This is a genomic window from Pseudomonas sp. 57B-090624 (assembly GCF_003234055.1).
GTDB classification, from domain to species: domain Bacteria; phylum Pseudomonadota; class Gammaproteobacteria; order Pseudomonadales; family Pseudomonadaceae; genus Metapseudomonas; species Metapseudomonas tohonis.
This window is the reverse complement of sequence record NZ_QKRU01000061.1, coordinates 1-25,315: the sequence shown is the minus strand read 5'-3', so window position 1 is coordinate 25,315 and position 25,315 is coordinate 1. Positions and strand designations below refer to the sequence as shown.

Here is a 25,315-nt window from a genome sequence, read left to right as displayed (position 1 = left end):
AGCGACGCGCCCCGTGGCCTGGAATCAATACCAGGGACGCTCTACCTGGGGCAGGCTGAGGGTCTTGTCGCGGTAGTTGGCCTGGGCGGCCTTGATGTCGGTGCGCAGGGCTTTTGCTTCCCGCAGCAGGTCGTTCACCTCGGCTTCCGGGGGGTTGAACCCGGCCCCTGCGAGCCGCGTGATTACCAGAGTGCCGTCACGGTTACCTTCCACCAGGGCGATGGTCGCCCAGATGAACGCCTGCTTGTACTCACCCTTGAGCAGGTTGAGCGCGGCGACAGTGCTCTGGCCGAACGGTTCGCCCTTCCGGGCCTCGGCGTCGCACCAGGCGAGCACTTGCTGGGCCTGGGCAGGATCGCCGGCGCCATTGGCGCGTATCAGGCCCGGCGCGAAGATGCGGCAACCCAGGCTCGATGCCAGGCGATCGCCCTTGGCGGACGCGTCGGCGAGCAGCTTGCGGTAGTCCGCCTCGCTGATGAGCGCACCCTCACCCTCGCCAAAGGCCCCGGCGAGATAAAGCATCTTCACCTGGGCGTTGCTCTGGCCGTATTGCTCGTAGACCGCCTTGCGCCGGGCCGGATCCTCCAGTGTGGGGATGTGGCCGTCGAACAGCCCCATCAGCACCGACGGGTAGCCGGAAGGGCCGTGCTGCGCCAGGTATTCGTAGGCTTTCACGACCTTTTCCTGGTCGAGCTTGCCCAGGGTGGCGTCGCCATACAGGGTGGCCAGGCCCTGCTGGGCATGCAGGCGATGGCCCTCGACGGTGGCTTTCTCGGCGACTTCCTGCAGCAGGCTCTCCGCCTTGTCGAGGTCCTGCTGGAAGGGCGCGTTGCCGTTGAGCAGGGCCAGGCCCAGCAGCAGCTTGGCGGTGTAGGAGCCTTGGGCGGCGCCTTTCTCCAGGAAGCCCTTCGACTGCTGCAGGTCGACCTTCTGGCCGAACTGCTCGTCTTCCAGGTAACGGCTCAGCATGTAGGAGGCATCACCGTTGCCGTTGAGGGACGACTGGGTGTAGAGCTCGAAGGCCTTGTTGAAATCCTGTGCGACGCCGTCGCCGCGTTCGTACATCTTGGCCAGCATGTACTGGGCGCGGGGCTCCTTTTCCTCGGCAGCGCTTTGCAGCAGCTCGTGGGCTTCCTGCATCTGCTGCGGTGCGGTGGTCTCGGGGCGGTACAGGCCGATGGCCTTGTCGGTCTTCTCGACAGGGGTTTCGAAGCAGCCACTGAGCAGCAGGCACAGCGACAGCGTGATGAAGGCTTCCTTCTTCATGGCATTCCTTGATGGGGGGAGGGTATTTCGCGGCGCAGAGCCTACCAGAGGCGAATGCCTGATGGCATTTTGATGCTGAAATGCCGGGGAGCGGTGGGTTGTCGCATGACAGGAGCCCGGCACATTGCATGCCGGGCTCGGTTTCTTACGCCTTCAGCGTCTTCACGCCTTCGGCTGTGCCAAGCAGCAGCAGGTCGGCGGGGCGGGCGGCGAAGAGGCCGTTGGTGACCACGCCGACGATGGCGTTGATCTGCGCTTCCAGGGTCACCGGGTCGGTGATCGAGAGGTTGTACACATCGAGGATGATGTTGCCGTTATCGGTGACCACGCCTTCGCGGTAGACCGGATCGCCGCCCAGCTTCACCAGCTGGCGTGCCACGTGGCTGCGGGCCATGGGGATGACTTCCACCGGCAGGGGGAAGGCGCCGAGCACCGGCACCAGCTTGCTGCCGTCGGCGATGCAGATGAAGGTGCGCGCCACGGCGGCGACGATCTTCTCGCGGGTCAGGGCGGCGCCGCCGCCCTTGATCAGGTTCAGGTGCGCGTCGCTCTCGTCGGCGCCGTCCACGTAGAACTCCAGGGCGTCCACGGCGTTCAGGTCGTAGACCGGGATGCCGTGGCCCTTCAGGCGCTGGGCGGTGGCTTCGGAGCTGGCGACCGCGCCGTCGAAGGCCATCTTGTGCTGAGCCAGGGCGTCGATGAAGAAGTTGGCGGTCGATCCGGTGCCGACGCCGACGACGCTCTTGCTGTCGAGCAGCGGGAGGATATGGTCGACTGCGGCCTGGGCGACTGCCTGCTTGAGCTGGTCCTGGGTCATGCTGGTGGTCCACGTTGTGAAGGGAATGCGAGGGCGCGGATTATAGCCGGTCGGCGCGGCAAAACCCCGCATTCTCTGTGGTCGGGCGACGAAGCCCTGGGGTAGACTCGCCCATCCCCGCATGCCCCGCCAGTGAAGCCGTGATGCTCGAAGACTACGTGAAGAAGACCCTCACCTCGCGCGTTTATGACGTGGCGGTGGAAACCCCCCTGCAACCCGCGCTGCGCCTGTCCGAACGCCTCGGCAACCAGGTGCTGCTCAAGCGCGAGGACCTGCAGCCGGTGTTCTCCTTCAAGATTCGCGGCGCCTACAACAAACTGGCGCAGCTCAGCGCCGAGGAGCTGGCCCGTGGCGTGGTCACCGCCTCGGCCGGCAACCACGCCCAGGGCCTGGCCCTGGCGGCCCGCGAGCTGGGCATCAAGGCGACCATCGTGATGCCGCGCACCACCCCCGAGCTCAAGGTCCAGGGCGTGCGTGCCCGGGGCGGCAAGGTGGTGCTGCACGGCGATGCCTTCCCCGAGGCGCTGGCCTATTCGCTGAAGCTGGTGGACGAGAAGGGCTACGTCTACATCCACCCCTACGACGACCCGCACGTGATCGCCGGGCAGGGCACCGTGGCGATGGAGATCCTTCGCCAGCACCCCGGCCGCCTGGATGCCATCTTCGTGCCGGTGGGCGGCGGCGGCCTGATCGCCGGCATCGCCGCCTACGTGAAGTACCTGCGCCCCGAGGTGAAGGTGATCGGCGTCGAGCCGGACGACTCCAACTGCCTGCAGGCCGCCATGGCTGCCGGCGAACGCGTGGTGCTGGGCCAGGTCGGGCTGTTCGCCGATGGCGTGGCCGTGGCGCAGATCGGCCAGCACACCTTCGAGATCTGCCGCGAGCACGTGGACGAGGTGATCACCGTCAGCACCGACGAGATCTGCGCGGCGATCAAGGACATCTACGACGACACCCGCTCCATCACCGAGCCGGCCGGCGCCCTGGCCGTGGCCGGGATCAAGAAGTACGTGGAGCGCGAAGGCGGCACGGGGCAGACCCTGGTGGCCATCGACTCGGGCGCCAACATCAACTTCGACCGCCTGCGCCACGTGGCCGAGCGCGCCGAACTGGGCGAGAAGCGCGAGGCGATCATCGCCGTGACCATCCCCGAGCGCCCGGGCAGCTTCAAGGCCTTCTGCGAGGCCATCGGCAAGCGCCAGATCACCGAGTTCAACTACCGCTACAACACCGAGGCCGAGGCGCACATCTTCGTCGGCGTGCAGACCCACCCGGAGAACGACCCGCGCGAGGTGCTGGTGCAGAGCCTGCGTGACCAGGGCTTCCCGGTGCTGGACCTGACCGACAACGAACTGGCCAAGCTGCACATCCGCCACATGGTCGGCGGCCATGCGGCGCGGGTGGAGGACGAGTCGGTCTTCCGCTTCGAATTCCCCGAGCGTCCCGGCGCGCTGTTCAACTTCCTCAACAAGCTGGGCGGGCGCTGGAACATCACCCTGTTCCACTACCGCAACCACGGCGCCGCCGACGGCCGCGTGGTGGCCGGGCTGCAGGTGCCGGCGGACGAGCGCCACCTGATTCCCGCGGCGCTGGAAGAGATCGGCTACCCCTATTGGGACGAGAGCGACAACCCGGCCTACCGGCTGTTCCTCGGCTGAGGGCGGCGGCCATCTACACTTTGCTCGTCGCCCGGATGGAGTGAATGACAATGGATGACTACCTGATGCTGCAGATACTGCACGGCGTGCTGACCTTCCTGCTGTTCGCCGTCGCCGGCGGCCTGCTGTGGGGCGTGCTGCGAGCTTGGCACGGCGGCCTGGGGGGCTGGGCACCGAACCTGCGCCAGTCCGTGCTGTTCGGCGTACCGGCGTTGCTGGCCCTGGGCGTGGCCCTGCCGATCACCGGCTGGTGGCTGCTGGCCCTGGCCGAGATTCCCTTCGGCCTGACCTGGGTGCTGGGCAGCTCCATCCTCTACCTGCTGGCCGGCATCGCCTGGCTGGCCTTCACCCGGCGCCTGCTGGTGCTGCACGCCGGTGACGCGCCGAGTGCCGCCCCGCGCAGCCGTTTCCTCGGCTTCAGCCTGGGTTACGGCGCGGCCGGCTTCCTGTTGCTGCTGGCGATCCTCGTGCTGACCCTGGCCAAGCCGGCCTGAGCTTGGCCAGGCGCATCCTGCTGGTCGGTGCCAGCGGCTTCATCGGTCGTCATCTTCTGCGAGCCCTGTCTGCCGACGGCCACAGCCTGGTCGCCACCTCCCGCTCGGGCACTGGGCCGCAGTGGCCCGGCGTCGTCTGGCAGCCGCTGGACCTGGAGCATCTGGCCGAGAACCCCGAGCACTTTCCCTGGCCCGATGGCATCGACCTGGTGATCAACGCTGCCGGCGCGCTGGACCGCGACCTGGCGCGCCAAACCCGTATTCAGGCCGACGGCGCCTGCGCCCTGTTCGATCTTGCCGCCCGTCATGGCGCGGCGGTGCTGCAGCTTTCCGCCCTCGGGGCCGGGGATTGCGAGGTGCCCTTCCTCGCCAGCAAGGCACGGGCGGACGCTCACCTGCTGGCCCTGGGCAGTCCCGCCGTGGTGCTGCGACCCTCCCTGGTGCTGGGCGAAGGCGGGGCCAGCAGCGCCTGGTTGGAGCGACTCGCGCCCCTGCCGCTGGCGCCCCTGCTGGACACTCGCGCGCGAAGCATGCCGCTGCATGTGGACGACCTGGTCGGTGCGGTGCTGGCGTTGCTGCGGCGCTGGCCGGAACAGCCGCAGGTGCTGGAGCTGGTCGGGCCCGAGGCGCTGACCCAGGGCGAGTTGCTCGACCGCCTGCGCGCGGGCCTGGGCTGGGGCCCGGCGCGCTACCTCCAGCTACCGGGAGCGCTGGCGGGCGTCGCCGCGCGCCTGCACCTGCTCGATCCGCAATTGCTGGAGCTGGCACAGCGGGACAACCTGGGCGACGCCGCGCCGCTGGAGCGGCTCGGCGGCTATCGCCCGGCGCGGCTCGACCAGCGCCTGGATTCGACCTGGCCGCAGAAGGCCCGTGCCGTGAACGGCTGGCTGCACCCCTCGATGATCATCGTCCTGGCCTTGATCTGGCTGGGCACCGCGCTGGTCTGCCTCGGCCCCGGTTTCGACTGGGGGCTGAGGATCATGGCGGAAATGGGCGTGCACGGCCTGCTGGCCAAGCTGGCAGTGGTCGGGGGCGCGCTGCTGGATGGGCTGCTGGGCATCGGCATGCTGCTGCGTCGCTGGCGCCGCCACGCGCTGCTCGCGCAGCTCGGCCTGATGCTGGCCTATACGGCGCTGATCAGCCTGCTGCTTCCGCACTACTGGGCCGACCCTTATGCTGCGGTCGGCAAGAACCTCGTGCTCATGGTCGCCACCCTCTGGGTGCTGTGGCTGGAGCCCTCGCAACGGAAAACCGGATGAGCCTGTACCTGCTGCTGAAGACCCTGCACATCATGTCCTCGACCCTGCTGTTCGGCACCGGGCTGGGCTCGGCCTACTACGCCCTGCGCGCCTGGCGCAGCCAGCGGCTGGAAGTGATCGCCGTGACCTTCCGCCACCTGGTCACCGCCGACTGGCTGTTCATCGCGACCACTGCGGTGTTCCAGCCGCTGAGCGGCCTGGCCCTGGCCAAGCTGGCGGGCTGGCCGCTGAACCAGGTGTGGCTGCTGTGGAGCGTGGGGTTGTACGTGTTCGCCGGGCTCTGCTGGCTGCCGGTGGTGTGGCTGCAGATCCGCGTGCGCGACATGGCGCGCGATGCGCTGGCCGGGGGCCAGGAGCTGCCGGCCAGGGCCCACCTTTATATGAAGGTCTGGTTCGCCCTGGGCTGGCCGGCCTTCATCGCCTTCGTCGGCATCTTCTTCCTGATGGTGATCAAGCCGCTCTCGTTCTGAGGCGGCTCAGCGCAGGGAAATCACCGGCCAGCCGCGACGCTCGGCCTCGGCGCGCAGCTTGGGGTCGGGGTCGACCGCCACCGGGCGGGTCACCCGCTCTAGCAGCGGCAGGTCGTTGAGCGAGTCGCTGTAGAAGCTGGCGCCTTCCAGGCTCAGGCCGGTCTCGGCGAGCCAGCGCTCGAGGCGGGTCACCTTGCCTTCGCGGAAGCAGGGCACGTCGGTGGTGCGCCCGGTGTAGCGGCCGTCCGCCATCTCGCATTCGGTGGCCAGCAGGGTCTCCACCCCCAGGCGCGCGGCGATGGGGCCGGTGACGAAGCGATTGGTGGCGGTGATGATCACCAGCTTGTCGCCTGCCGCACGGTGCTCGGCCAGCAATGCCTCGCCCTTGGCCAGGATGATCGGCTCGACGCAGTCACGCATGAACTCGCGGTGCCACTGCTCCAGCTGGGCCATCTCGGTGCGGCCGAGGATCTCCAGGCTGAAGTTCAGGTAGTCGGTGATGTTCAGGCGGCCGGCCAGGTAGTCCTGGTAGAACGCGTCGTTGCGGGACTTGTAGGCATCGCCGTCGAGGATGCCGCGTTCGCACAGGTAGTCGCCCCAGGCGTGGTCGCTGTCGCCGCCGAGGAGGGTGTTGTCGAGATCGAAAAGGGCCAGGCGCACGTCAATTACCTTGGATCGAAACTACGGAGGGCGGCCAGAATAACCACTTTTCCCCGGCCTGCCCATTGCGCGAAAAGCCCGCATTGCCGCGTTTACGGGCTTTGTGGAACAATGCCGGAACATGCGTATGCGAGGTTGTTCGTCGTGATCGATCCCGATGGTTTCCGCCCCAATGTCGGCATCATTCTCGCCAATGATGCCGGGCAGGTGCTTTGGGCTCGGCGTATCAACCAGGATGCCTGGCAGTTCCCCCAGGGCGGCATCAACCCCCGCGAGACGCCGGAAGAGGCGCTGTTCCGCGAGCTGAACGAGGAAGTCGGGCTCGAGGAGCGGGATGTGAAAATACTTGCATGCACCCGGGGCTGGTTGCGCTATCGTCTGCCGCAGCGTCTGGTGCGGACCCACAGCCAACCCCTGTGCATCGGGCAGAAACAGAAATGGTTCCTGCTGCGCCTGCAGTCGGATGAGAACCGGGTACGCATGGACCTGACCGGCAAACCCGAGTTCGATGGCTGGCGTTGGGTCAGCTACTGGTATCCGCTGGGGCAGGTCGTGACCTTCAAGCGAGAAGTCTACCGCCGTGCCCTCAAGGAATTAGCCCCGCGCCTGCTGGCGCAAGACTGACCCGGAGAAAGGCTACAAGGCCATGCTCAATACGCTGCGCAAGATCGTCCAGGAAGTGAACGCCGCCAAGGATCTGAAGGCGGCGTTGGCGATCATCGTGCTGCGGGTCAAGGAGGCCATGGGTAGCCAGGTCTGTTCCGTCTACCTGCTGGACCCCGAATCCAACCGTTTCGTGCTGATGGCCACCGAGGGCCTGAACAAGCGCTCCATCGGCAAGGTCAGCATGGCCCCCAACGAGGGCCTGGTCGGCCTGGTCGGCACCCGCGAGGAGCCGCTCAACCTCGAGCACGCCGCCGACCACCCCCGCTACCGCTACTTCGCCGAGACCGGCGAGGAACGCTATGCCTCCTTCCTCGGCGCGCCGATCATCCACCACCGGCGGGTGATGGGCGTACTGGTCGTGCAGCAGAAGGAGCGCCGCCAGTTCGACGAGGGCGAGGAAGCCTTCCTCGTCACCATGAGCGCCCAGCTCGCGGGCGTCATCGCCCATGCCGAGGCCACCGGCTCGATCCGTGGCCTGGGCCGCCAGGGCAAGGGCATCCAGGAAGCCAAGTTCGTCGGTGTGCCGGGCGCGCCGGGCGCTGCCGTGGGCACTGCCGTGGTGGTGCTGCCGCCGGCCGACCTGGAAGTGGTGCCCGACCGCGCCGTCGATGACATCGAGGCCGAGGTCGAGCGCTTCAAGCAGGCCCTGGAGTCGGTGCGCGAGGACATGCGTCGCCTGTCGAGCAAGCTGGCCACCCAGCTGCGCCCCGAGGAGCGGGCGCTGTTCGACGTCTACCTGATGATGCTCGACGACGCTTCCATCGGCCTGGAAGTGAAGAAGGTCATCCGCTCCGGCCAGTGGGCCCAGGGTGCCCTGCGCCAGGTGGTGATGGAGCACGTCAAGCGCTTCGAGCTGATGGACGACGCCTACCTGCGCGAGCGCGCCTCCGACGTCAAGGACCTCGGTCGCCGCCTGCTCGCCTACCTGCAGGAAGAACGCAAGCAGAACCTGGTGTACCAGGACAACACCATCCTGGTCAGCGAGGAGCTGTCCCCGGCCATGCTGGGCGAAGTGCCCGAAGGCAAGCTGGTGGGCCTGATCTCCGTGCTCGGCTCCGGCAACTCCCACGTCGCCATCCTCGCCCGCGCCATGGGTATTCCCACGGTCATGGGCGTGGTCGACCTGCCTTACTCGAAGGTCGATGGCATCGAGCTGATCGTCGACGGCTACCACGGCGAAGTCTTCACCAACCCCTCCGCCGAGCTGCGCAAGCAGTACAGCGAAGTGGTCGAGGAGGAGCGCCAGCTGGTCAAGGGCCTCGACGCCCTGCGCAGCCTGCCGTGCGAGACCCTCGACGGCCACCGCATGCCGCTGTGGGTGAACACCGGCCTGCTGGCCGACGTGACCCGTGCCCAGGAGCGCGGCGCCGAAGGCGTCGGCCTGTACCGCACCGAAGTGCCGTTCATGATCAACGAGCGCTTCCCCAGCGAGAAGGAGCAGCTCGCCATCTACCGCGAGCAGCTCGCCGCCTTCCACCCGCTGCCGGTGACCATGCGCACCCTGGACATCGGTGGCGACAAGGCGCTCTCCTACTTCCCGATCAAGGAAAGCAACCCCTTCCTGGGCTGGCGCGGCATCCGCGTCACCCTCGACCACCCGGAAATCTTCCTGGTGCAGGTGCGCGCCATGCTCAAGGCCAGCGAAGGCCTGAACAACCTGCGCATCCTGCTGCCGATGATCTCCGGCGTGCAGGAGCTTGAAGAATCCCTGCACCTGATCCACCGCGCCTGGGGCGAGGTGCGCGACGAGGGCGTCGACATCCCCATGCCGCCGGTCGGCGTGATGATCGAGATCCCCGCCGCCGTGTACCAGACCCGCGAGCTGGCGCGCCAGGTCGACTTCCTCTCGGTCGGCTCCAACGACCTGACCCAGTACCTGCTGGCCGTGGATCGCAACAACCCGCGCGTCGCCGACCTCTATGACTACCTCCACCCGGCGGTGCTGCAGGCGCTGGTCAAGGTGGTCAACGACGCTCACACCGAAGGCAAGCCGGTGAGCATCTGCGGCGAGATGGCCGGTGATCCCGCCGCCGCCGTCCTGTTGCTGGCCATGGGCTTCGACAGCCTGTCGATGAACGCCACCAACCTGCCCAAGGTGAAGTGGCTGCTGCGCCAGGTCAGCCTGAGCAAGGCGCGCGAGCTCCTCGACCAGCTGATGGGCATCGACAACCCGCAGGTCATCCATAGTTCCCTGCACCTGGCCCTGCGCAACCTGGGCCTGGGCCGCGTGATCAACCCGGCCGCGACCATCCAGGCCTGAGCCCCCGCCGGCGGTCGCGTCCAGCCCAACCAGATGCCATGGGCCTGCGCTGGCATCGCCGGAAAGGTGGCTTATGGACGAGCTTGCATCCGAAGAACATCCCTACGGCACGACCCGCGAAGAAATAGAGCGGACCCTTCGCCACGCCCTGGATATCGTCAGCGACGGCATCTGGGACTGGAACATGATCACCCACCATGTGCACCGCAGCCCCGGCTGGTACGCCATGCTCGGCTTCCCCCGCGACGGCCTGCCGGAGGACGTGGACACCTGGAAGAGCGTGATCCATCCCGATGACTTCGATGGCGTGATGCGGGGCTTCCAGGCCTACCTCGATGGCCACCGCGCCGAATACGCCGAGGAGTACCGTTGCCTCTGCCAGGACGGCAGCTACCTGTGGATAAGCGATCACGGCCGTTTCGTCGAGTTCGACGACCAGGGCCGGCCGACGCGGATGATCGGCGCCCATCGCAACATCCACGAGCGCAAGCGTGCCGAGCTGGCGCTGCAGCAGCGCAACGAGGAGCTGCAGCGCATCAACCGTGATCTCGAGGCCCTGATCGAGCTGCGCACCGAAGCCCTGGCCGAGGCCAATCGTGCGCTCGCGGACCAGGTCAGGGCCGCGGTGCAACTGGCCGAGACCGATCCGCTCACCTCGGTGTTCAACCGTCGCAAGTTCCAGGCCTGCCTGGAGCACGAGTGGCAGCGCTTCGTGCGCCATGGTCACCCCACCGGCCTGCTGATGTTCGACCTCGACCACTTCAAGCGCGTCAACGACAGCCTGGGCCATGCCGTCGGCGACCAGGTGCTGGTGGCGGTGACCGCCTGCCTGGGCGCGGTGCTGCGCGAAGAGGATTGCCTGGCCCGCTGGGGCGGCGAGGAATTCATCGTGCTGTTGCCGGACACCGGCCCCGACGCCCTGTTGCTGCTGGCCCAGCGGCTGCACGCACGGGTGCCGGAAGCCTGCCCGCAGCTGCCCTGGCGGCTCACGGCCAGTTTCGCGGTGGCCGGCATGCAGCCGGGGGAGAGCGTCGAGGCGCTGTTGCGGCGCCTCGACGAAGGGCTCTACCGCGCCAAGGAACGGCGCGACTGCATCGAGCGCTGCTAGAGCTGAAGCGCCACATCCCCCAGGTGCCCGCCGTGGGGTCCGTAGCTGCGCTCCACCAGCTCGCGGCGCCCATCGGCATGGACGATCAGCGCGGTGCTGGCGCGGGTGCCGTAGGTGCGGGTGGCGATGAACACCGGTGAAAGCATGCGCTCGGTGTTCAGGCCCACGCCGGTGTCGGGGAGGATCGCGTCCGGCGCTGCCTCGGGGTCGTGCATCAGGTTGAGCAGGGTGTCGGTGTTGACCTGCTCCAGGCATTCGGCGAGCGCCGCCTTGGCGCGCTCGACCTTCGGCCACGGCGTATCCAGGTCGGCGTTGGACAGCCCATAGATGCCGGCGGCCAGTTTCCTCGGGCCGCCGCTGCGGGGGTTGAGGAAGCACAGCTCGCGGGCATCGCCCACCAGCAGGTTGAAGCCGGCGTAGTCACCGGCGCGGCGCTGGGCGTCGGCGAGGAACTCGCCCGGGCCCATCCTGCCGCTGAGGAACTGCACGCACAGCTCGCCACGGGAACGGCCCACCGGGGGCAGGCGCGGGTCGCGGATATTGGTCAGCGCGGCGAAGCGGCCATCCGGGCCGAGGCCCAGCCAGGTCCCCCCGGCTTCGAGGTCGCGTCCTGCATACAGCCCCGGCGCGTCTTTCCATGCGGCCAGTGGCTGGGTGGGGCGGGCGTAGAACTCATCACGGTTTGCGGCGAGCACCAGGGGAGTCTGGTGACCCGGTCGCCAGGCGAATGCGATCAGGCACATCTGGAGTGGTCTCCTTGTTTGTCGGCGAGTCTAGCAGCCCGCTGCAGGACATCCATCGTCCCGATTGGAGCGCGACGCGGGCTTCCGTTACCATGCCGCTTTGCTCTCGGGGGTGTCGATGGAATTCCTGCTGTACCTGGTACTCGGCGCCTGCGCCGGTGTGCTCGCGGGGCTGTTCGGCGTCGGTGGCGGCATGATCATCGTGCCGGTTCTGGTGCTCAGCTTCACCGCCCAGGGATTCGACCCCAGCGTCCTCACCCACCTCGCCGTGGGCACCTCCCTGGCGACCATCATCTTCACGTCGGTCAACGCCGTACGCGAGCACCATCGCAAGGGCGCCGTGCGCTGGCCCATCTTCGCCTGGATGACCCTCGGCATCCTCCTCGGCGCCGCGCTGGGTTCGCTCACCGCCAAGGCGATCCAGGGCCCCATGCTGCAGAAGATCATCGGCTGCTTCGCCATCCTGGTTTCCATCCAGATGGCCCTGGACCTGAGGCCCAGGGCCAGCCGCGAGGTGCCTGGCAGACCCGGGCTGACCGGCGCCGGCGTCTTCATCGGCTGGGCCTCGGCGATCTTCGGCATCGGCGGTGGCTCGCTGACCGTGCCCTTCCTCACCTGGCGCAGCGTGCCCATGCAGCAGGCGGTGGCGACCTCCTCCGCCTGCGGGCTGCCCATCGCCCTGGCCAGCGCCCTGTCGTTCATGGTGCTGGGCTGGAACGAGCCGCACCTGCCGCCGTGGAGCCTCGGCTTCGTCTATCTCCCCGCGCTGGCCGGCATTGCGCTGACCAGCATGTTCTTCGCCCGCTTCGGCGCGCGCCTGGCCCATCGCCTGTCGCCGCGTCTGCTCAAGCGCCTGTTCGCCCTGCTGCTGCTCTCGGTCGGGCTGAGTTTTCTGATCTAAGGAGTCGTGATGCTGGCTTATCCCCAGATCGATCCGGTGGCCCTGAGCCTCGGACCCCTGAAAATCCACTGGTACGGGTTGATGTACCTGATCGGCATCGGCGGTGCCTGGTGGCTGGCCTCGCGCCGGCTCAAGGCCTTCGACCCGACCTGGACCCGCGAGAAGCTCTCCGACCTGGTGTTCTGGGTCGCCCTCGGCGTGATCGCCGGCGGGCGCCTGGGCTACGTGCTGTTCTACGACCTGCCGGCCTACCTCGCCAACCCGCTGCTGATCCTCGAGGTGTGGAAGGGCGGCATGTCGTTCCACGGCGGCCTGATCGGCGTGATGCTGGCGACCCTGTGGTTCGGCCGGCGCAACGGCAAGAGCTTCTTCCAGCTGATGGACTTCATCGCCCCGCTGGTGCCGATCGGCCTGGGCGCCGGGCGCATCGGCAACTTCATCAACTCCGAGCTCTGGGGCAAGGTCACCGACGTGCCCTGGGCGATGATCTTCCCCAACGGCGGCCCGCTGCCGCGCCACCCGTCGCAGCTGTACCAGTTCGCCCTGGAGGGCGTGGCGCTGTTCGCCATCCTCTGGTTCTACTCGCGCAAGCCGCGCCCGACCATGGCCGTGTCCGGCATGTTCGCGCTGTGCTACGGCATCTTCCGCTTCATCGTCGAGTTCGTCCGCGTGCCGGACGCCCAGCTCGGCTACCTCGCCTTCGGCTGGCTGACCATGGGCCAGGTCCTCTGCGTGCCGATGATCCTCGGCGGCATCGGCCTGATCGTCTGGGCCTACCGCCGCCAGCCCGTCCAAGGAGTCGCTTCGTGAAACAGTACCTCGACCTCATGCGCCTGGTGCGCGAGACCGGCACCTTCAAGAGTGACCGCACCGGGACCGGCACCTACAGCGTCTTCGGCCACCAGATGCGCTTCGACCTGGCCGACGGCTTCCCCCTGGTGACCACCAAGAAGTGCCACCTGAAGTCCATCATCCACGAGCTGCTGTGGTTCCTCCAGGGCGACACCAACATCCGCTACCTGAAGGAAAACGGCGTCTCCATCTGGGACGAATGGGCCGACGAGAATGGCGACCTGGGCCCGGTCTACGGCTACCAGTGGCGCAGCTGGCCGGCGCCCAACGGCGAGTCGATCGACCAGATCACCAAGCTGATCGAGATGATCCGCAAGAACCCGGATTCGCGCCGCCTGATCGTCTCCGCCTGGAACCCGGCCCTGGTGGACCAGATGGCCCTGCCGCCCTGCCACGCTCTGTTCCAGTTCTACGTGGCCGACGGCAAGCTCAGCTGCCAGCTGTACCAGCGCTCGGCGGACATCTTCCTGGGCGTGCCCTTCAACATCGCCAGCTACGCCCTGCTGACGCTGATGGTGGCGCAGGTCTGCGGCCTGAGGCCCGGCGACTTCGTCTGGACCGGCGGTGACTGCCACCTCTACGCCAACCACATCGAGCAGGCCGACCTGCAGCTCACCCGCGAGCCGCTGCCCCTGCCGACCATGAAGCTCAACCCCGAGGTGAAGGACCTGCTGGCCTTCAAGTTCGAGGACTTCGAGCTGGTGGGCTACCAGGCGCACCCGCACATCAAGGCACCGGTCGCGGTCTGACCCGCTCCGGCTCCCACAGGCGCGGCCCCAGGAATCCACCTGTGGGCGCCTGCCGGGTGGGGGCGAATTCATTCGCGAATCTGCCCCGATCCCCGGGCTGAAGCCCGGGCTACGCGCTGCGTGGCGACCGCTTTCGTAGGATGGGTAGAGCTACGCGAAACCCATCACGCGGAGCCTCAGGCATTCTTCGCCGTGCCTGCCCAAATCACCCCAACTCCGCCGCCAGCGCCTTAACCTGCTCCTGCCGCTCCGCCTGCTCCAACTCCGCGCCGGGGTTGAGCGACGACCATTCCGGGTGCGCCCGCGCCTTGCCTAATGCCGGTGGCAGTTTGCCCTGGCGCCATTGCTTCTCCTCCGGCGCCGTCATGCGGATGGCGTCGATGGCGGCATGCCCCCGTGCATCCAGGGCCTGCAGCAGCTGGCGCTGGCGCAGGGCGAGCAGGCGCAGGATGGCGTCGTCCACGGTCAGCTCGCGCTGGCCACGGATCTTGCCCAGCAGGCGTTCGCCGTAGTGGCCGACGGTCTGCCAGGCGCCGCCGGCGATGGCGCCCAGGGCTGCCGCGGCGCCCAGGGTCAGGCCGCCCACCAGCAGGTCGACGCCGGCCCCGGCGGCGGCACCGGCCGCCATGCCGCTGCCCAGGCGCACGCCGAGCTGCTTGAGGGTTTCGGGGTTGAACAGGTCATCGCCCCAGCGCCCGTCAAGCAAAGGCAGGTCACCGGTGGCGGCATCTTCCGGGCGGAAGGCGTGCAGGCGCAGCAGGGCATCCACGCAGGCCTGTTCGCGGGCGCGCACCTGCTGGCGCAGGGCCTCGGTGGCCCGGGCCAGGCTGGCCTCGTCGGCCGGCACGCTGCGGCGGCAGGCGGCGACATCCAGCAGCAGTTCGGCGATCAGTCGCGCCCCGGCCCGCCGGCGCAGGCCGCGCTGGGCCTCGTGGTCCTCGATCAGCCGTTGCAGTTGCGGGCGTGCCCGTTCCAGCAGCAGGGCCAGGCTCTCGTAGAGGCGGCGCTCGCCATCCAGCGGCGGCGCCACGCTGTCGAAGCGCACCAGCGCGTGCAGGCCCAGGCGTGCCAGGGCCTCGCGCCATTCGGCCTCGCGGTGGTCGTTGACCGCGACGAAGTTCAGCACCGGCAGCAGCGGCCGGCCGCACATGGCCAGCACCGCCAGCTCGTCGCGGTACTTGGCCAGCACCGGCTCGCGGGCGTCGATCACATAGAGGCCGGCATCGGAGGCCAGCAACTGGCGCAGCACCTTGGCCTCCTGCTCGAAGCGCTGGCGCGCCTCGCTGCCGTCGAGAAAGCGCGCCAGCCGTGCCGGGCCGTCCAGGCGCTCGCCGGGGCGTTCGAGGCGCTCCAGGTAGTCGAGCAGGGCGATGGCGTCTTCCAGGCCGGGGGTGTCGTAGAGCTCCAGCAGCGGCTGACCGTCCACCGACAGGCGCGCGCCCTCGACATGGCGGGTGGTGCTGGGGCGGTGGGACACCTCGCCAAAGCCGCGATCACGCAGCAGGGTGCGCAGCAGCGAGGTCTTGCCGACGTTGGTGTGGCCGACCACGGCCAGTTTCAGTGCGTCAGTCATGGCCCTTCTCCAGCCAGGCGAGGGGCGAGCTGTCGGCGTGTTCCAGCTCCAGGCGCGACAGGGCCTGGTGCCATTCGCCCAGGCGCAGGCTGTCCAGCGCCGCGCCCGGTGGGGCCGGCAGCAGCCAGATGCGCGTGGCGGCGGCGCAGCGCGCCAGTTCGCCGATCAGCGCCAGGGTGCCGCGGTCCGGCGAGCGGCGTGGGTCGCAGGCAATCGCCAGGCGTTGCGGCGGGAAGCGGGTGAGCTGCTCCAGCAGGCGCTGGCGCTGCTCGCGGCTGTCGAGGATGCCGGCATCGCCCACGCCGCGTGGCAGGGTCGGTGGCCAGGGACGGCTGTCGTCCAGTTCGATGGCCACCAGCAAGGCACCGCTGCCGCTGTCGGGGTGGGCCTGGGCGGCGTCGGCCGGGGCCAGGCCGGGGTCGGCGTCCAGCACGCCGAGGCGTTCGCTGGCCGGTTGCAGGCGCTCGCGCAGCAGGCCGTAGCCGGGCAGGGCGAGGTCCAGGTCGAGCCGTTCGCGGCCGCTGCGCCAGCGCCACAGGCACAGCGCCGTCAGCAGCAGGCGCGGCAGCAGACCGTAGACCAGGGTCACCCCCAGCAGCCAGCCGGACCAGGCCTGGCGCGCATCGGCGGCGGCCACTACGTCGCTGCTGGCGCGGATGGTGTCGGCGTCCGGCAGGGCGAAGCCGAGCAGGGCGGGCAGGGCGCCCAGGGCCTGGGTCAGGGCGACGAAGGTGTCGCTGCCGAGGATGGTGGTTTCCCAGACGAAGCCGTAGCGCCGGGTGGCCAGCAGCGCCAGCAGGTACAGCAGCGCGGTGCCCAGGCTGAGGCTCCAGAGCCCGTTGACCAGTGCGCCCAGGCCCCAGCGGGCGAGGCGGCGGCGTTGCAGCAGCACCAGCAGCGCCGGGCCCAGCTGCGCGGCGGCGGCGTCCCGGGCGAGCTTGCCGCTGAGCCACCACCAGAGGCGGCCGAGGACGCTGGCGTGGCCACCGAAGGCCAGGCCCAGCAGCCAGCCGAGCAGCATCAGCAGGTGCAGGCCGAGCAGGCTGCCCAGGGCCCAGAACACGTTGACCGGGCGCTGGCCGTCGCCCAGGGCGGCTACCGCCAGCGTGGCGCCGGTGGCCAGGGCCACCAGCAACAGCGCGGCGAATGCCAGGCGCGCACCCTGCAACCAGTGCAGCAGGGCGGCCAGTTGGCCGTCGCGTTCGGCGAGCCACAGGGCACGGGTCTGGATGCGCTGCGGGAGGTCACCGCCAGCGGCATTGGCGCGGCGGTTGGCTTCGCCGTCTTCCAGCGGGCCGGCGTGTTCTTCGCGCAGGCGCACGGCTTCGGTCAGCCAGAGGCGCTGCAGGGGAGTGAGGTTCGGCGGCGGGCTCTCGGTCACGCGGGTTCTCTTCCGGTGGGACGAGGCAGAAGCATAACCGCTGAACGGCGGGAAGGTGGAACCCCGGCCGTCTGGGCCGGGGTGTCGCGGCGTGCGGGTCAGTGGGCGGCCCGCTGCTCCCTGACGCGCACGGCGATGTCCGGCTGGTCGATGAACAGGCCGTCGATGCCGGCGTCGAGGAAGGCGTTGATCTCCGCCTCGATGTCGCCGCGCACCTGCGGGTCGGCACCGTTGCGCAGGTTGGTGGGGAGGAAGGCGTTCTCCGCGCGGAAGGTGTAGGGGTGCACCTTGAGCCCGGCGGCGTGGGCGTCGGCGACGAAGCGGGTGGGCTGGCCCAGGTTGCCGGCGGCATCGCGGGGGATGATGTAGGCCTTGTCCGGGCCGACGCCGGCGGCATAGCGGGCGACGGCCTTGAGGCCGGCGGCGCTGGCCATCTTCGCGTAGGTCAGGCCGGTGTCCAGCACCTGCTGGTCATAGGGCTGGCCGGCGCCGTAGAGCTGGATCAGGCGGATGCTGCTCTGCCGGGCGATGCGCTGCAGGTTGTCCACTTCGAAGGACTGGATGTACACCGCCGAGCGGCGGTCGGTGTAGCCGTTGCGCTGCAGGGTGCGCAGCAGCGGCTTCTCCATGGCCAGGCCGAGCTGCTGGAAATGGGTGGGGTGCTTGGTCTCGATGTACAGGCCGATGCGCCGCTGCTGGCTGAGCTGCAGGCTCTTCACCAGGTCGATGATCTCCTGCAGCGTGGGGATCTCGAAGGCGCCGTCCAGCCGCGCATTGCCCGGGCGCACCAGGGGGATGCGCTCGATGGTCTTGAGGGTCTTCAGCTCGGCCAGGGTGAAATCCTCGCTGAACCAGCCGGTGAGCGCCACGCCGTCGATGTTCTGGGTGCGCTTGCGGTCGGCGAACTCGGGGTGCTTGCCGACATCGGTGGTCAGCCCCAGCTCGTTGTCATGGCGAGCCACCAGTTGGCCGTCGCGGGTCATCACCAGGTCCGGCTCGACGAAGTCGGCGCCTTGCAAGGCGGCCAGGGCGTAGGAGGCCAGGGTGTGTTCCGGCACGTAGCCGCTGGCGCCGCGATGGCCGACCACCAGCGGCTTGCCCTCGCCCTGGGCATGGCCCTTGGCGGCGCGGGGCTGCTGGGCGGCCCAGTCGATGGCCGATTGCACCGGGTCCGGTGCGGCGAATGAACAGAGGGGCAACGTCAGGCTGCAGACCGCCAGCCAATGCCGCAGGGGGGAAATGGATGCCATGGGGCGTCTCCTTGCGGTAGGGGAAGCGCAAGCCTGCCGCAGGATAGATGACGGTTTATGGTGCGCCGCGCGGCAAGTGTTGCGAGGCGTGACCGGCCCGACGGACAGAAAGAAAGGCCGGCTGGCCTGGCCGCTTCGCTCTGGTATTCTCGCCGCCATGAAAAAGACCCTGCCCCTCGCCCTCATCGCCGCCCTCGCGCAGAATCGCGTGATCGGCCGTGACAACCAACTGCCCTGGCACCTGCCGGCTGACCTCAAGCACTTCAAGGCCCTGACCCTGGGCAAGCCCATCATCATGGGCCGCAAGACCTGGGATTCCCTGGGTCGCCCGCTGCCGGGGCGCCTCAACCTGGTGGTCAGCCGCCAGGCCGGCCTGCAGTTGGAAGGCGCCGAGGTGTTCGCCAGCCTGGAAGAGGCCGTGGTGCGCGCCGAAGCCTGGGCCCGTGAGGAGGATGCCGAGGAAGTGATGCTGATCGGCGGTGCCCAGCTCTATACCCAGGGCCTGGCGCACGGCGACCGCCTCTACCTGACCCGCGTCGAGCTGGCTCCGGAAGGCGACGCCTTCTTCCCCGAAGTACCGGATGCCGATTGGCACCTGGCCTCCAGCATCGAGCACGAGGCCAGCGACACCACGCCCGCCTATGCCTTCCAGGTGTGGGAGCGGCGCTGAGCCGGCTGCAACATCGTTGGTGGACGTAAGAAGCGCCGTCCACCCTACGCCCGGATCAACCCGGTAGGGGCTCCGGGCGGCCCCCCGCTCAAACCTCCAGCTCGCGCAATTCCGCGCGCACCCGCTCGTTTTCGATCAGCAGGAATCCCACCGATATCGGCAGCTTGAAGCGCCGAGGCCCGGCGCTGCCCGGGTTGATGTGGAGGATGCCGTCGCGGCGGGTGATCAGCGGCTTGTGGGAATGACCGGTGATGATGGCGTCGACGCCGCGCGTGGCGAGGTCGGCTGGGATTTCCGCCTGGTCGTGGATCAGGTAGAGACAGGTGCCGCCGGAGCGCAGGGTGGCGTCGTGAGGGATGCGTTGCGCCCAGTGCTCGGTGTCGTTGTTGCCGCGCACCACGGTCAGGGGGGCCAGGCGGCGAAGCGTGTCGAGGATCTCGGGCTTGCCGATGTCGCCGGCATGCAGGATGTGGTCGCAGCCTTGCAGGGCCGCCAGGGCCTGGGGCCGCAGGAGGCCGTGGGTGTCGGCGATCAGGCCGATGCGCAGGGTCATGGAAGGGGCCTCGTTGGAATGCGAGGCCCATTCTGCCTCACCGGGGTGTGCGCGGGGATTCCGGCAGGAACCAGTTCAGCAGCAGGGCGCAGATGCCGCCGGTGGCGACACCGGACTCCAGCACGTTGCGCAGCGCCGCCGGCATGTGCGCGAGGAACTCGGGCACCTGCGACACGCCCAGGCCCAGGGCCAGGGACACGGCGATGATCAGCAGCGCGCGGCGGTCCAGCTCGATGCCGGCGAGGATGTTGATGCCCGAGGCGGCCACCGCGCCGAACATCACCATGGCCGCGCCGCCGAGCACCGGCTCGGGCACCGCCTGGATCACGCCGGCCACCGCCGGGAACAGGCCGAGGATCACCAGCACCACGGCGATCCACAGGCCGACGTGGCGGCTGGCGATGCCGGTCAGCTGGATCACGCCGTTGTTCTGCGCGAACACCGAGCTGGGGAAGGTGTTGAACACGCCGGCCAGCAGCGAGTTGGCGCCGTTCACCAGCACGCCGCCCTTGATCCGCTGCATCCACAGCGGGCCCTCCACCGGCTGGCGCGAGACCTTGCTGGTGGCGGTGACGTCGCCGATGGCTTCCAGCGCGGTGACCAGGTAGATGACCAGCATCGGGATGAACAGGCTCCAGGAGAAGCCCAGGCCGAAGTGCAGCGGCATCGGCACCTGGAACAGCTCGGCCTGGTGCATGCCGGTGAAATCCAGGCGGCCCAGGTAGCCGGCCAGGGCATAGCCCACGGCCAGGGCGATGACGATGGCGCAGCTGCGCATCCACACCACGGGAATGCGGTTGAGCACGACGATGATCGCCAGCACGGTGCCGGACAGCAGCAGGTTCTCGCCGTTGGCGAAGGTGCCGTTGGCCATGGCGCCGAAGCCTCCGCCCATGCTGATCAGGCCGACCTTGATCAGGGTCAGGCCGATCATCAGCACCACGATGCCGGTCACCAGCGGGGTGATCAGGCGTTTGACGAAGGGCAGGATGCGCGAGATGCCCATCTCCACGAAGGAGCCGGCAATGACCACGCCGAAGATGGCGGCCATCACCGCTTCCACCGGGGTGCCCTGCTTGACCATCAGTGCGCCGCCGGCGATCAGCGGGCCGACGAAGTTGAAGCTGGTGCCCTGGACGATCAGCAGCCCGGCGCCGAACGGGCCGAAGCGCTTGCACTGGACGAAGGTGGCGATGCCGGAGATCACCAGCGACATGGAGACGATCAGGTTGGTGTCGCGCGCCGAGACGCCGATGGCCTGGCAGATCAGCAGGCCGGGCGTGACGATGGGCACGATGATCGCCAGCAGGTGCTGCAGGGCGGCGAGCAGCGCCACCAGCGGGCGCGGCTTGTCGTCGAGGCCATAGACCAGCTCGTTGCGGGAGGTGGAAGTGGCCGGGTTTTCCAGTGAACTCATGGCGATGGTCCGCAAAAAAGCGGCGATTCTACCTGAATGGCCGGGGGCGGCGGGGGGCGCCGGTCAGCTGTGTGGCGGGTGCTGGAACGTAGGGACAGGAACGCGGTCTGCTCGCGAAGATCCCGCTGCGAACGCGTTTGTGTCGGTGGGTAGAGGGTATGTAGTGGGTGATGGGTTTCGCTGCGCTCTACGCCATCCTACGGGGCGTGCCGGGTGGGCTGCTGAGTTGCCCGGGCTGTAGGGTGGATGACGCTCTTTTCATCCACCAATCGATGCCACCGAAAAGCGGCCAATGAAAAGCCCGGCACGAGGCCGGGCTTTTCCGTTCGCAGGCGGCGCTTACAGGTCTTCCAGCATCGCCTTGTTGCGCACGGCGCCCTTGTCGGCGCTGGTGGCGAGCAGGGCGTAGGCCTTGAGGGCGGTTGTCACCTTGCGCGCGCGCGGGGCGGCGGGTTTCCAGCCTTTCTTGTCCTGCGCGGCGCGGCGGGTGGCCAGTTCTTCATCGGACACCAGCAGGTTGATGCTGCGGTTGGGGATGTCGATCAGCACCTTGTCGCCGTCCTGCACCAAGCCGATGGCGCCACCGGCGGCGGCTTCCGGGGACGCGTGGCCGATGGACAGGCCCGAGGTGCCGCCGGAGAAGCGGCCGTCGGTGAGCAGGGCGCATTGCTTGCCCAGGCCCTTGGACTTCAGGTAGCTGGTGGGGTACAGCATCTCCTGCATGCCCGGCCCGCCTTTCGGGCCTTCGTAGCGGATGATGACGATGTCGCCGGGTTTCACTTCGTCGGCGAGGATGCCCTTCACGGCGCTGTCCTGGCTTTCGAAGATCTTCGCGGTGCCTTCGAACACGTGGATGGACTCGTCCACGCCGGCGGTCTTCACCACGCAGCCGTCCAGGGCGATGTTGCCGTAGAGCACGGCCAGGCCGCCTTCCTGGGAGTAGGCGTGCTCGACGCTGCGGATGCAGCCTTCGGCGCGGTCGTCGTCCAGGGTGTCCCAGCGGGTGCTCTGGCTGAAGGCGACCTGGGTCGGGATGCCGGCCGGGCCTGCCTTGAAGAAGGTGTGCACGGCTTCGTCGTCGGTCTGGGTGATGTCCCACTGGGCGATGGCGTCGCTCATGCTCGGGCTGTGCACGGTGGGCACGTCGGTGTGCAGCAGGCCGCCACGGGCCAGCTCGCCGAGGATGCTGAAGATGCCGCCGGCGCGGTGCACGTCTTCCATGTGGTACTTCTGGATGTTCGGCGCCACCTTGCACAGCTGCGGCACCTTGCGCGACAGGCGATCGATGTCGCGCAGGTCGAAGGCGATCTCCGCCTCCTGGGCGGCGGCCAGCAGGTGCAGGATGGTGTTGGTGGAACCGCCCATGGCGATGTCCAGGGTCATGGCGTTCTCGAACGCCTTGAAGCTGGCGACGTTGCGCGGCAGCACGGACTCGTCGCCTTCGCCGTAGTAGCGCTGGCACAGCTCGACGGCCAGGCGGCCGGCGCGCAGGAACAGCTGCTCGCGGTCCGAGTGGGTGGCCAGGGTGGAGCCGTTGCCCGGCAGGCCGAGGCCCAGGGCTTCGACCAGGCAGTTCATCGAGTTGGCGGTGAACATGCCGGAGCAGGAACCGCAGGTGGGGCAGGCGCTGCGCTCGTACTCGGCGACCTTCTCGTCGGAGCAGGAGTCGTCGGCGGCCACCACCATGGCGTCCACCAGGTCCAGGCCGTGGTTGGCCAGCTTGGTCTTGCCGGCTTCCATCGGGCCGCCGGAGACGAACACCACGGGGATGTTCAGGCGCAGGGCGGCCATCAGCATGCCGGGGGTGATCTTGTCGCAATTGCTGATGCAGACGATGGCGTCGGCGCAGTGGGCATTGACCATGTATTCCACGGAGTCGGCGATGATCTCGCGGCTCGGCAAGGAATAGAGCATGCCGTCGTGGCCCATGGCGATGCCGTCGTCCACGGCGATGGTGTTGAATTCCTTGGCCACGCCACCGTTCTTTTCGATCTCGCGGGCGACCAGCTGGCCCAGGTCCTTCAGGTGCACGTGGCCGGGCACGAACTGGGTGAAGGAGTTGGCAATGGCGATGATCGGCTTCTTGAAGTCTTCGTCCTTCATCCCGGTGGCGCGCCAGAGGGCGCGGGCGCCGGCCATGTTGCGGCCGTGGGTGGAGGTCTTCGAGCGGTAATCGGGCATGTCTGATGTCCTGCAGGCTGATCAGGTTATAGGTCGTATCGTGAGCGCGGTGGGTGCCGTTGGCAAACGGATGTGGTCGTTGCGTCCGGGGTGGCGTGAGGGCATCGCGGGATCACCGCGCGCTCGGCCGGGGCTCACTGGCCCGCCTGAGGGTGTGGCAGGGAAGCGGGGATTCTAATCCCAGGTGCGCTCCGGGCGGAAGGCCGGGGGCCGAGCGGTCGGCGCGCACCTGGATGACCGGGGGTCAGTCGACGCGGAAGTTCAGCTCATCGGCGAAGGGGAAACCGGCGCCGCTGCCCTTCTCGAAGCGCAGCTCGACCTCCACCGAGGTGGCCCCGGCCGGCACCGTGCCATAGAGGTTGCGGGCCAGGGGCTGGCCGTTGCGCTCGGCGGCGGTCAGGGCGGGCGTGGCGAAGGCGGTGCCCGCTTCGACGAACCCTGCCAGGCCCGGCCAGGTGGCGCCGTCCACGGGGCGCGGGTAGCCGCTCTCGGCCTTGTCGGTGATCAGGTTGTAGCGCACGTACTCGCCGCCGTTGAACAGGTAGGCGATGGAGCTGTTGCGCTTGACTGCCGCCTCCAGGCCCAGGGGCCACTGCTGCACGCCGGCCCAGGTGGCGCCGGAGACGTCCAGCGGGTAGTTCTTGTCCGCCTTGTCGCCGGTGGTCAGGTTGTAGCGGATGTACTGGCTGCCCTTGAAGAAGTACAGCCTGGAGCCGTTGACCTCGAGCACGTCGTCGATGTCGCGGGCGCCGCCGGTGAAGCGCTCCAGGCCCGACCAGTTGCCGGCGATGGGCTTGGGATAGCCGGGGTCGACGCGGTCGCTGGCGATGTCGAAGCGCACGTACTGGGTGCCCTTGAAGAAGTACGCCTTGCCGTTGCCGGCGTTGAAGCCGGCGTCGATGTCCCGCGCGCCGCCCTCGAAGCCCTCGAAGCCGATCCAGTTGCCGGCGATGGGTTGTGGATAACCGGCGTCGACCTTGTCGTCGCGGTAGTTGTAGCGGTAGTAGCGATCGCCGGCGAAGAAGTAGCCGGTGTCGTCGTTCCAGTACACCGCGCTGCGTTTCTCGGCGGCGTGGAAGCGCACCAGCACGCGGGCGTCATGGCTGCTGCCGGCGCTGGCGCCGAGCAGGGCGTCGAGCTGGAAGGGCCGGCCGGCGGCCTCCGGCGGCAGCTCGATGCGCTGGGTCAGGGAACCCTTGCCCTGGCCGACGAAGAGCTGGCCCTGGCCGGCGGGCAGTTCGCTGCGGGCGCCGTAGCGCATCACCGTCTGCAGGCCGCCCTTGGTCCAGCCGGCGATGTCCGGGTCGTAGGCCAGGTCGGAGTGGGCCGCGCCATATTCGGCGCCGGGGTTGGCCAAGAGGTTCTGGCCGAAGGCGAAGGTGCGCGGCACAAGGTGCAGGCGCGAGCGGCCGTCCAGGGCCAGGCCCTGGGTGGAGACGCCCAGGTGCTCGAACAGCGTCGGCACCACGTCCACCTGGCGCAACGGGGTGGCCAGGCGGTTGCGGCCGAGGGCGGGAATGCCGGCGCCGCTGAGCACCACCGCCACCTTGCGGTGTTCGGGGCGGTTGGCGCCGTGGCCGGTGCTGCTGCCGCCGTGGTCGGTGCTGACCACGATCAGCCAGTTTTCCTGGGTGTAGGTGGGGCGCGACTTGATCGCCTGCAGCAGGCGGCCGAGGGCGGCGTCGGCCTGGCCCATGGCCTGGACGTATTGCGGGGTGTCGGAGTGGAAGCCGTGGCTGTGGCCGGCTTCGTCGACGCCGTAGTAGTAGGCGCTGAGCACGTCGAGGTCGGCGCGGTTGCGCAGCCAGTCCTCGGCCTGGGCGATCAGCACCGGGTCATTGGCTTCCGGGCCGTCGAACCTGAGGTCGGCCTGGGGCTTCATCTGCGCGTAGAGCGGCGACCAGTTGTAGGCGTAGGCGGTCACCAGCTGGGGCTTGCGCTGTTCCAGCAGGGTGAGGAAGTGCGGGTACTGGGCGTAGTTCTGCCCGGTGAAGCTGTTGTCGCGCACGCCGTGCTTGTCGCGCTCGACGCCCATGAACAGGGTCGACCAGCCGGGGCCGCTCATGGAGGTGTCCGGCGACCAGCCGCCGTCGGTGTAGACGCCGCTGGCGATCAGTTGCTCGAGGTTGACCATGTTGCCGGCGGGAATGGCATCGGCCTTGAAGCCGTCGATACCGAAGAACAGCACCTTGTTGGCACCGGCCTGGGCCTGCAAGGCGAGCAGCGAGGCGGTTGCGAGGGCCAGCAGGCGCCCCGCGCGTTTCATCGTTGTCATGACGCATCCTTGATTGTTGTGGTTGCTGCGATGCGATGCAGACGGCTGGCTTGCCTCGCGGTGGTCTATACCAGCGTGGCCGGATTGCGGGGGAATGACAGCGGGGCGGGAG

The 25,315-nt window shown here is 68.6% G+C and carries 22 protein-coding genes; 11 read left to right on the top strand and 11 right to left on the bottom strand.

Annotation, left to right across the window (positions count from 1 at the left end):
- Positions 1-24: 24 nt before the first annotated feature.
- On the bottom strand, positions 25-1,266 hold the full coding sequence (locus DMX10_RS24255; RefSeq protein ID WP_111263493.1) for a tetratricopeptide repeat protein: 1,242 nt from the start codon (positions 1,264-1,266) through the stop codon (positions 25-27).
- A 145-nt stretch (positions 1,267-1,411) separates the two neighbouring features.
- Positions 1,412-2,083 (bottom strand): ribose-5-phosphate isomerase RpiA, encoded by a 672-nt coding sequence (gene rpiA, locus DMX10_RS24250; RefSeq protein WP_043245808.1) that lies wholly within the window; start codon positions 2,081-2,083, stop codon positions 1,412-1,414.
- A 113-nt stretch (positions 2,084-2,196) separates the two neighbouring features.
- Here rpiA and ilvA point away from each other — a divergent pair, with 113 nt between their 5' ends.
- Genes ilvA through DMX10_RS24230 form a run of 4 tightly spaced genes read left to right on the top strand, consistent with a single transcriptional unit; the run spans position 2,197 to position 5,964 of the window.
- Complete coding sequence (ilvA, locus tag DMX10_RS24245; protein WP_256604855.1) at positions 2,197-3,741, top strand: threonine ammonia-lyase, biosynthetic; 1,545 nt, start codon at positions 2,197-2,199, stop codon at positions 3,739-3,741.
- Positions 3,742-3,791: 50 nt separating this feature from the next.
- Complete coding sequence (locus DMX10_RS24240) at positions 3,792-4,235, top strand: DUF2269 family protein (protein ID WP_158545625.1); 444 nt, start codon at positions 3,792-3,794, stop codon at positions 4,233-4,235.
- A 2-nt stretch (positions 4,236-4,237) separates the two neighbouring features.
- Complete coding sequence (locus DMX10_RS24235; protein WP_111263490.1) at positions 4,238-5,494, top strand: SDR family oxidoreductase; 1,257 nt, start codon at positions 4,238-4,240, stop codon at positions 5,492-5,494.
- Positions 5,491-5,964, top strand: a complete 474-nt coding sequence (locus DMX10_RS24230; RefSeq protein ID WP_111263489.1) for a DUF2269 domain-containing protein — start codon at positions 5,491-5,493, stop codon at positions 5,962-5,964. Before DMX10_RS24235 ends, DMX10_RS24230 begins: the two co-directional genes overlap by 4 nt.
- A 6-nt stretch (positions 5,965-5,970) precedes the next feature.
- Here the strand turns inward: DMX10_RS24230 and DMX10_RS24225 are convergent, their stop codons facing one another.
- The gene (locus DMX10_RS24225; RefSeq protein WP_111263488.1) at positions 5,971-6,624 is read right to left on the bottom strand and encodes an HAD family phosphatase; all 654 of its coding nucleotides are present in this window, start codon (positions 6,622-6,624) and stop codon (positions 5,971-5,973) included.
- 144 nt (positions 6,625-6,768) lie between these two features.
- Here DMX10_RS24225 and DMX10_RS24220 point away from each other — a divergent pair, with 144 nt between their 5' ends.
- From DMX10_RS24220 to DMX10_RS24210, 3 genes are all read left to right on the top strand, one after another.
- On the top strand, positions 6,769-7,248 hold the full coding sequence (locus tag DMX10_RS24220; RefSeq protein WP_111263513.1) for an RNA pyrophosphohydrolase: 480 nt from the start codon (positions 6,769-6,771) through the stop codon (positions 7,246-7,248).
- A 22-nt stretch (positions 7,249-7,270) separates the two neighbouring features.
- The gene (ptsP, locus tag DMX10_RS24215; protein ID WP_111263487.1) at positions 7,271-9,550 is read left to right on the top strand and encodes a phosphoenolpyruvate--protein phosphotransferase; all 2,280 of its coding nucleotides are present in this window, start codon (positions 7,271-7,273) and stop codon (positions 9,548-9,550) included.
- A gap of 73 nt (positions 9,551-9,623) precedes the next feature.
- Positions 9,624-10,658 carry a sensor domain-containing diguanylate cyclase gene (locus tag DMX10_RS24210; RefSeq protein WP_111263486.1) on the top strand — a complete coding sequence of 345 codons (1,035 nt, stop codon included), beginning with the start codon at positions 9,624-9,626 and terminating at the stop codon, positions 10,656-10,658.
- On the opposite strand, the gene DMX10_RS24205 is transcribed toward DMX10_RS24210, so the two are convergent.
- Positions 10,655-11,401, bottom strand: coding sequence for an NRDE family protein (locus DMX10_RS24205; RefSeq protein ID WP_111263485.1), 747 nt, complete (start codon positions 11,399-11,401; stop codon positions 10,655-10,657). The two genes, DMX10_RS24210 and DMX10_RS24205, sit on opposite strands and share 4 nt — an antisense overlap.
- A gap of 118 nt (positions 11,402-11,519) precedes the next feature.
- Between DMX10_RS24205 and DMX10_RS24200 the strand changes: the two genes are divergently transcribed.
- From DMX10_RS24200 to DMX10_RS24190, 3 genes are read left to right on the top strand one after another with little or no spacing between them, the layout of a single operon-like run.
- Positions 11,520-12,302, top strand: a complete 783-nt coding sequence (locus DMX10_RS24200) for a sulfite exporter TauE/SafE family protein (RefSeq protein ID WP_111263512.1) — start codon at positions 11,520-11,522, stop codon at positions 12,300-12,302.
- A 9-nt stretch (positions 12,303-12,311) separates the two neighbouring features.
- Positions 12,312-13,112 (top strand): prolipoprotein diacylglyceryl transferase, encoded by an 801-nt coding sequence (gene lgt, locus DMX10_RS24195; protein WP_111263484.1) that lies wholly within the window; start codon positions 12,312-12,314, stop codon positions 13,110-13,112.
- The gene (locus DMX10_RS24190) at positions 13,109-13,903 is read left to right on the top strand and encodes a thymidylate synthase (RefSeq protein WP_111263483.1); all 795 of its coding nucleotides are present in this window, start codon (positions 13,109-13,111) and stop codon (positions 13,901-13,903) included. The genes lgt and DMX10_RS24190 overlap by 4 nt, the downstream gene beginning before the upstream one ends.
- 205 nt (positions 13,904-14,108) lie before the next feature.
- On the opposite strand, the gene DMX10_RS24185 is transcribed toward DMX10_RS24190, so the two are convergent.
- From DMX10_RS24185 to DMX10_RS24175, 3 genes are all read right to left on the bottom strand, one after another.
- Positions 14,109-15,476, bottom strand: coding sequence for a GTPase/DUF3482 domain-containing protein (locus DMX10_RS24185; protein ID WP_111263482.1), 1,368 nt, complete (start codon positions 15,474-15,476; stop codon positions 14,109-14,111).
- Entirely contained in the window at positions 15,469-16,857 is a 1,389-nt protein-coding gene (locus DMX10_RS24180; protein WP_111263481.1) for a DUF2868 domain-containing protein, read from the bottom strand. Before DMX10_RS24180 ends, DMX10_RS24185 begins: the two co-directional genes overlap by 8 nt.
- Positions 16,858-16,955: 98 nt before the next feature.
- On the bottom strand, positions 16,956-18,107 hold the full coding sequence (locus DMX10_RS24175) for a glycerophosphodiester phosphodiesterase (protein WP_111263480.1): 1,152 nt from the start codon (positions 18,105-18,107) through the stop codon (positions 16,956-16,958).
- A 157-nt stretch (positions 18,108-18,264) separates the two neighbouring features.
- Here DMX10_RS24175 and DMX10_RS24170 point away from each other — a divergent pair, with 157 nt between their 5' ends.
- Positions 18,265-18,777, top strand: coding sequence for a dihydrofolate reductase (locus DMX10_RS24170; protein ID WP_111263479.1), 513 nt, complete (start codon positions 18,265-18,267; stop codon positions 18,775-18,777).
- Between the two features lie 88 nt (positions 18,778-18,865).
- Here DMX10_RS24170 and DMX10_RS24165 read toward each other — a convergent pair whose 3' ends face one another.
- The 4 genes from DMX10_RS24165 to DMX10_RS24150 form a co-directional block, all read right to left on the bottom strand.
- On the bottom strand, positions 18,866-19,324 hold the full coding sequence (locus DMX10_RS24165; protein ID WP_111263511.1) for a metallophosphoesterase family protein: 459 nt from the start codon (positions 19,322-19,324) through the stop codon (positions 18,866-18,868).
- A gap of 43 nt (positions 19,325-19,367) precedes the next feature.
- Entirely contained in the window at positions 19,368-20,747 is a 1,380-nt protein-coding gene (locus tag DMX10_RS24160) for a nucleobase:cation symporter-2 family protein (RefSeq protein ID WP_111263478.1), read from the bottom strand.
- A gap of 339 nt (positions 20,748-21,086) precedes the next feature.
- A complete protein-coding gene (gene ilvD, locus DMX10_RS24155) occupies positions 21,087-22,928 on the bottom strand; it encodes a dihydroxy-acid dehydratase (RefSeq protein WP_111263477.1) in 1,842 nt (613 codons plus the stop codon).
- Between the two features lie 244 nt (positions 22,929-23,172).
- Positions 23,173-25,203: a hemopexin repeat-containing protein gene (locus tag DMX10_RS24150; protein ID WP_111263476.1), complete on the bottom strand. Its 2,031-nt coding sequence runs from the start codon at positions 25,201-25,203 to the stop codon at positions 23,173-23,175.
- Positions 25,204-25,315: the final 112 nt, after the last annotated feature.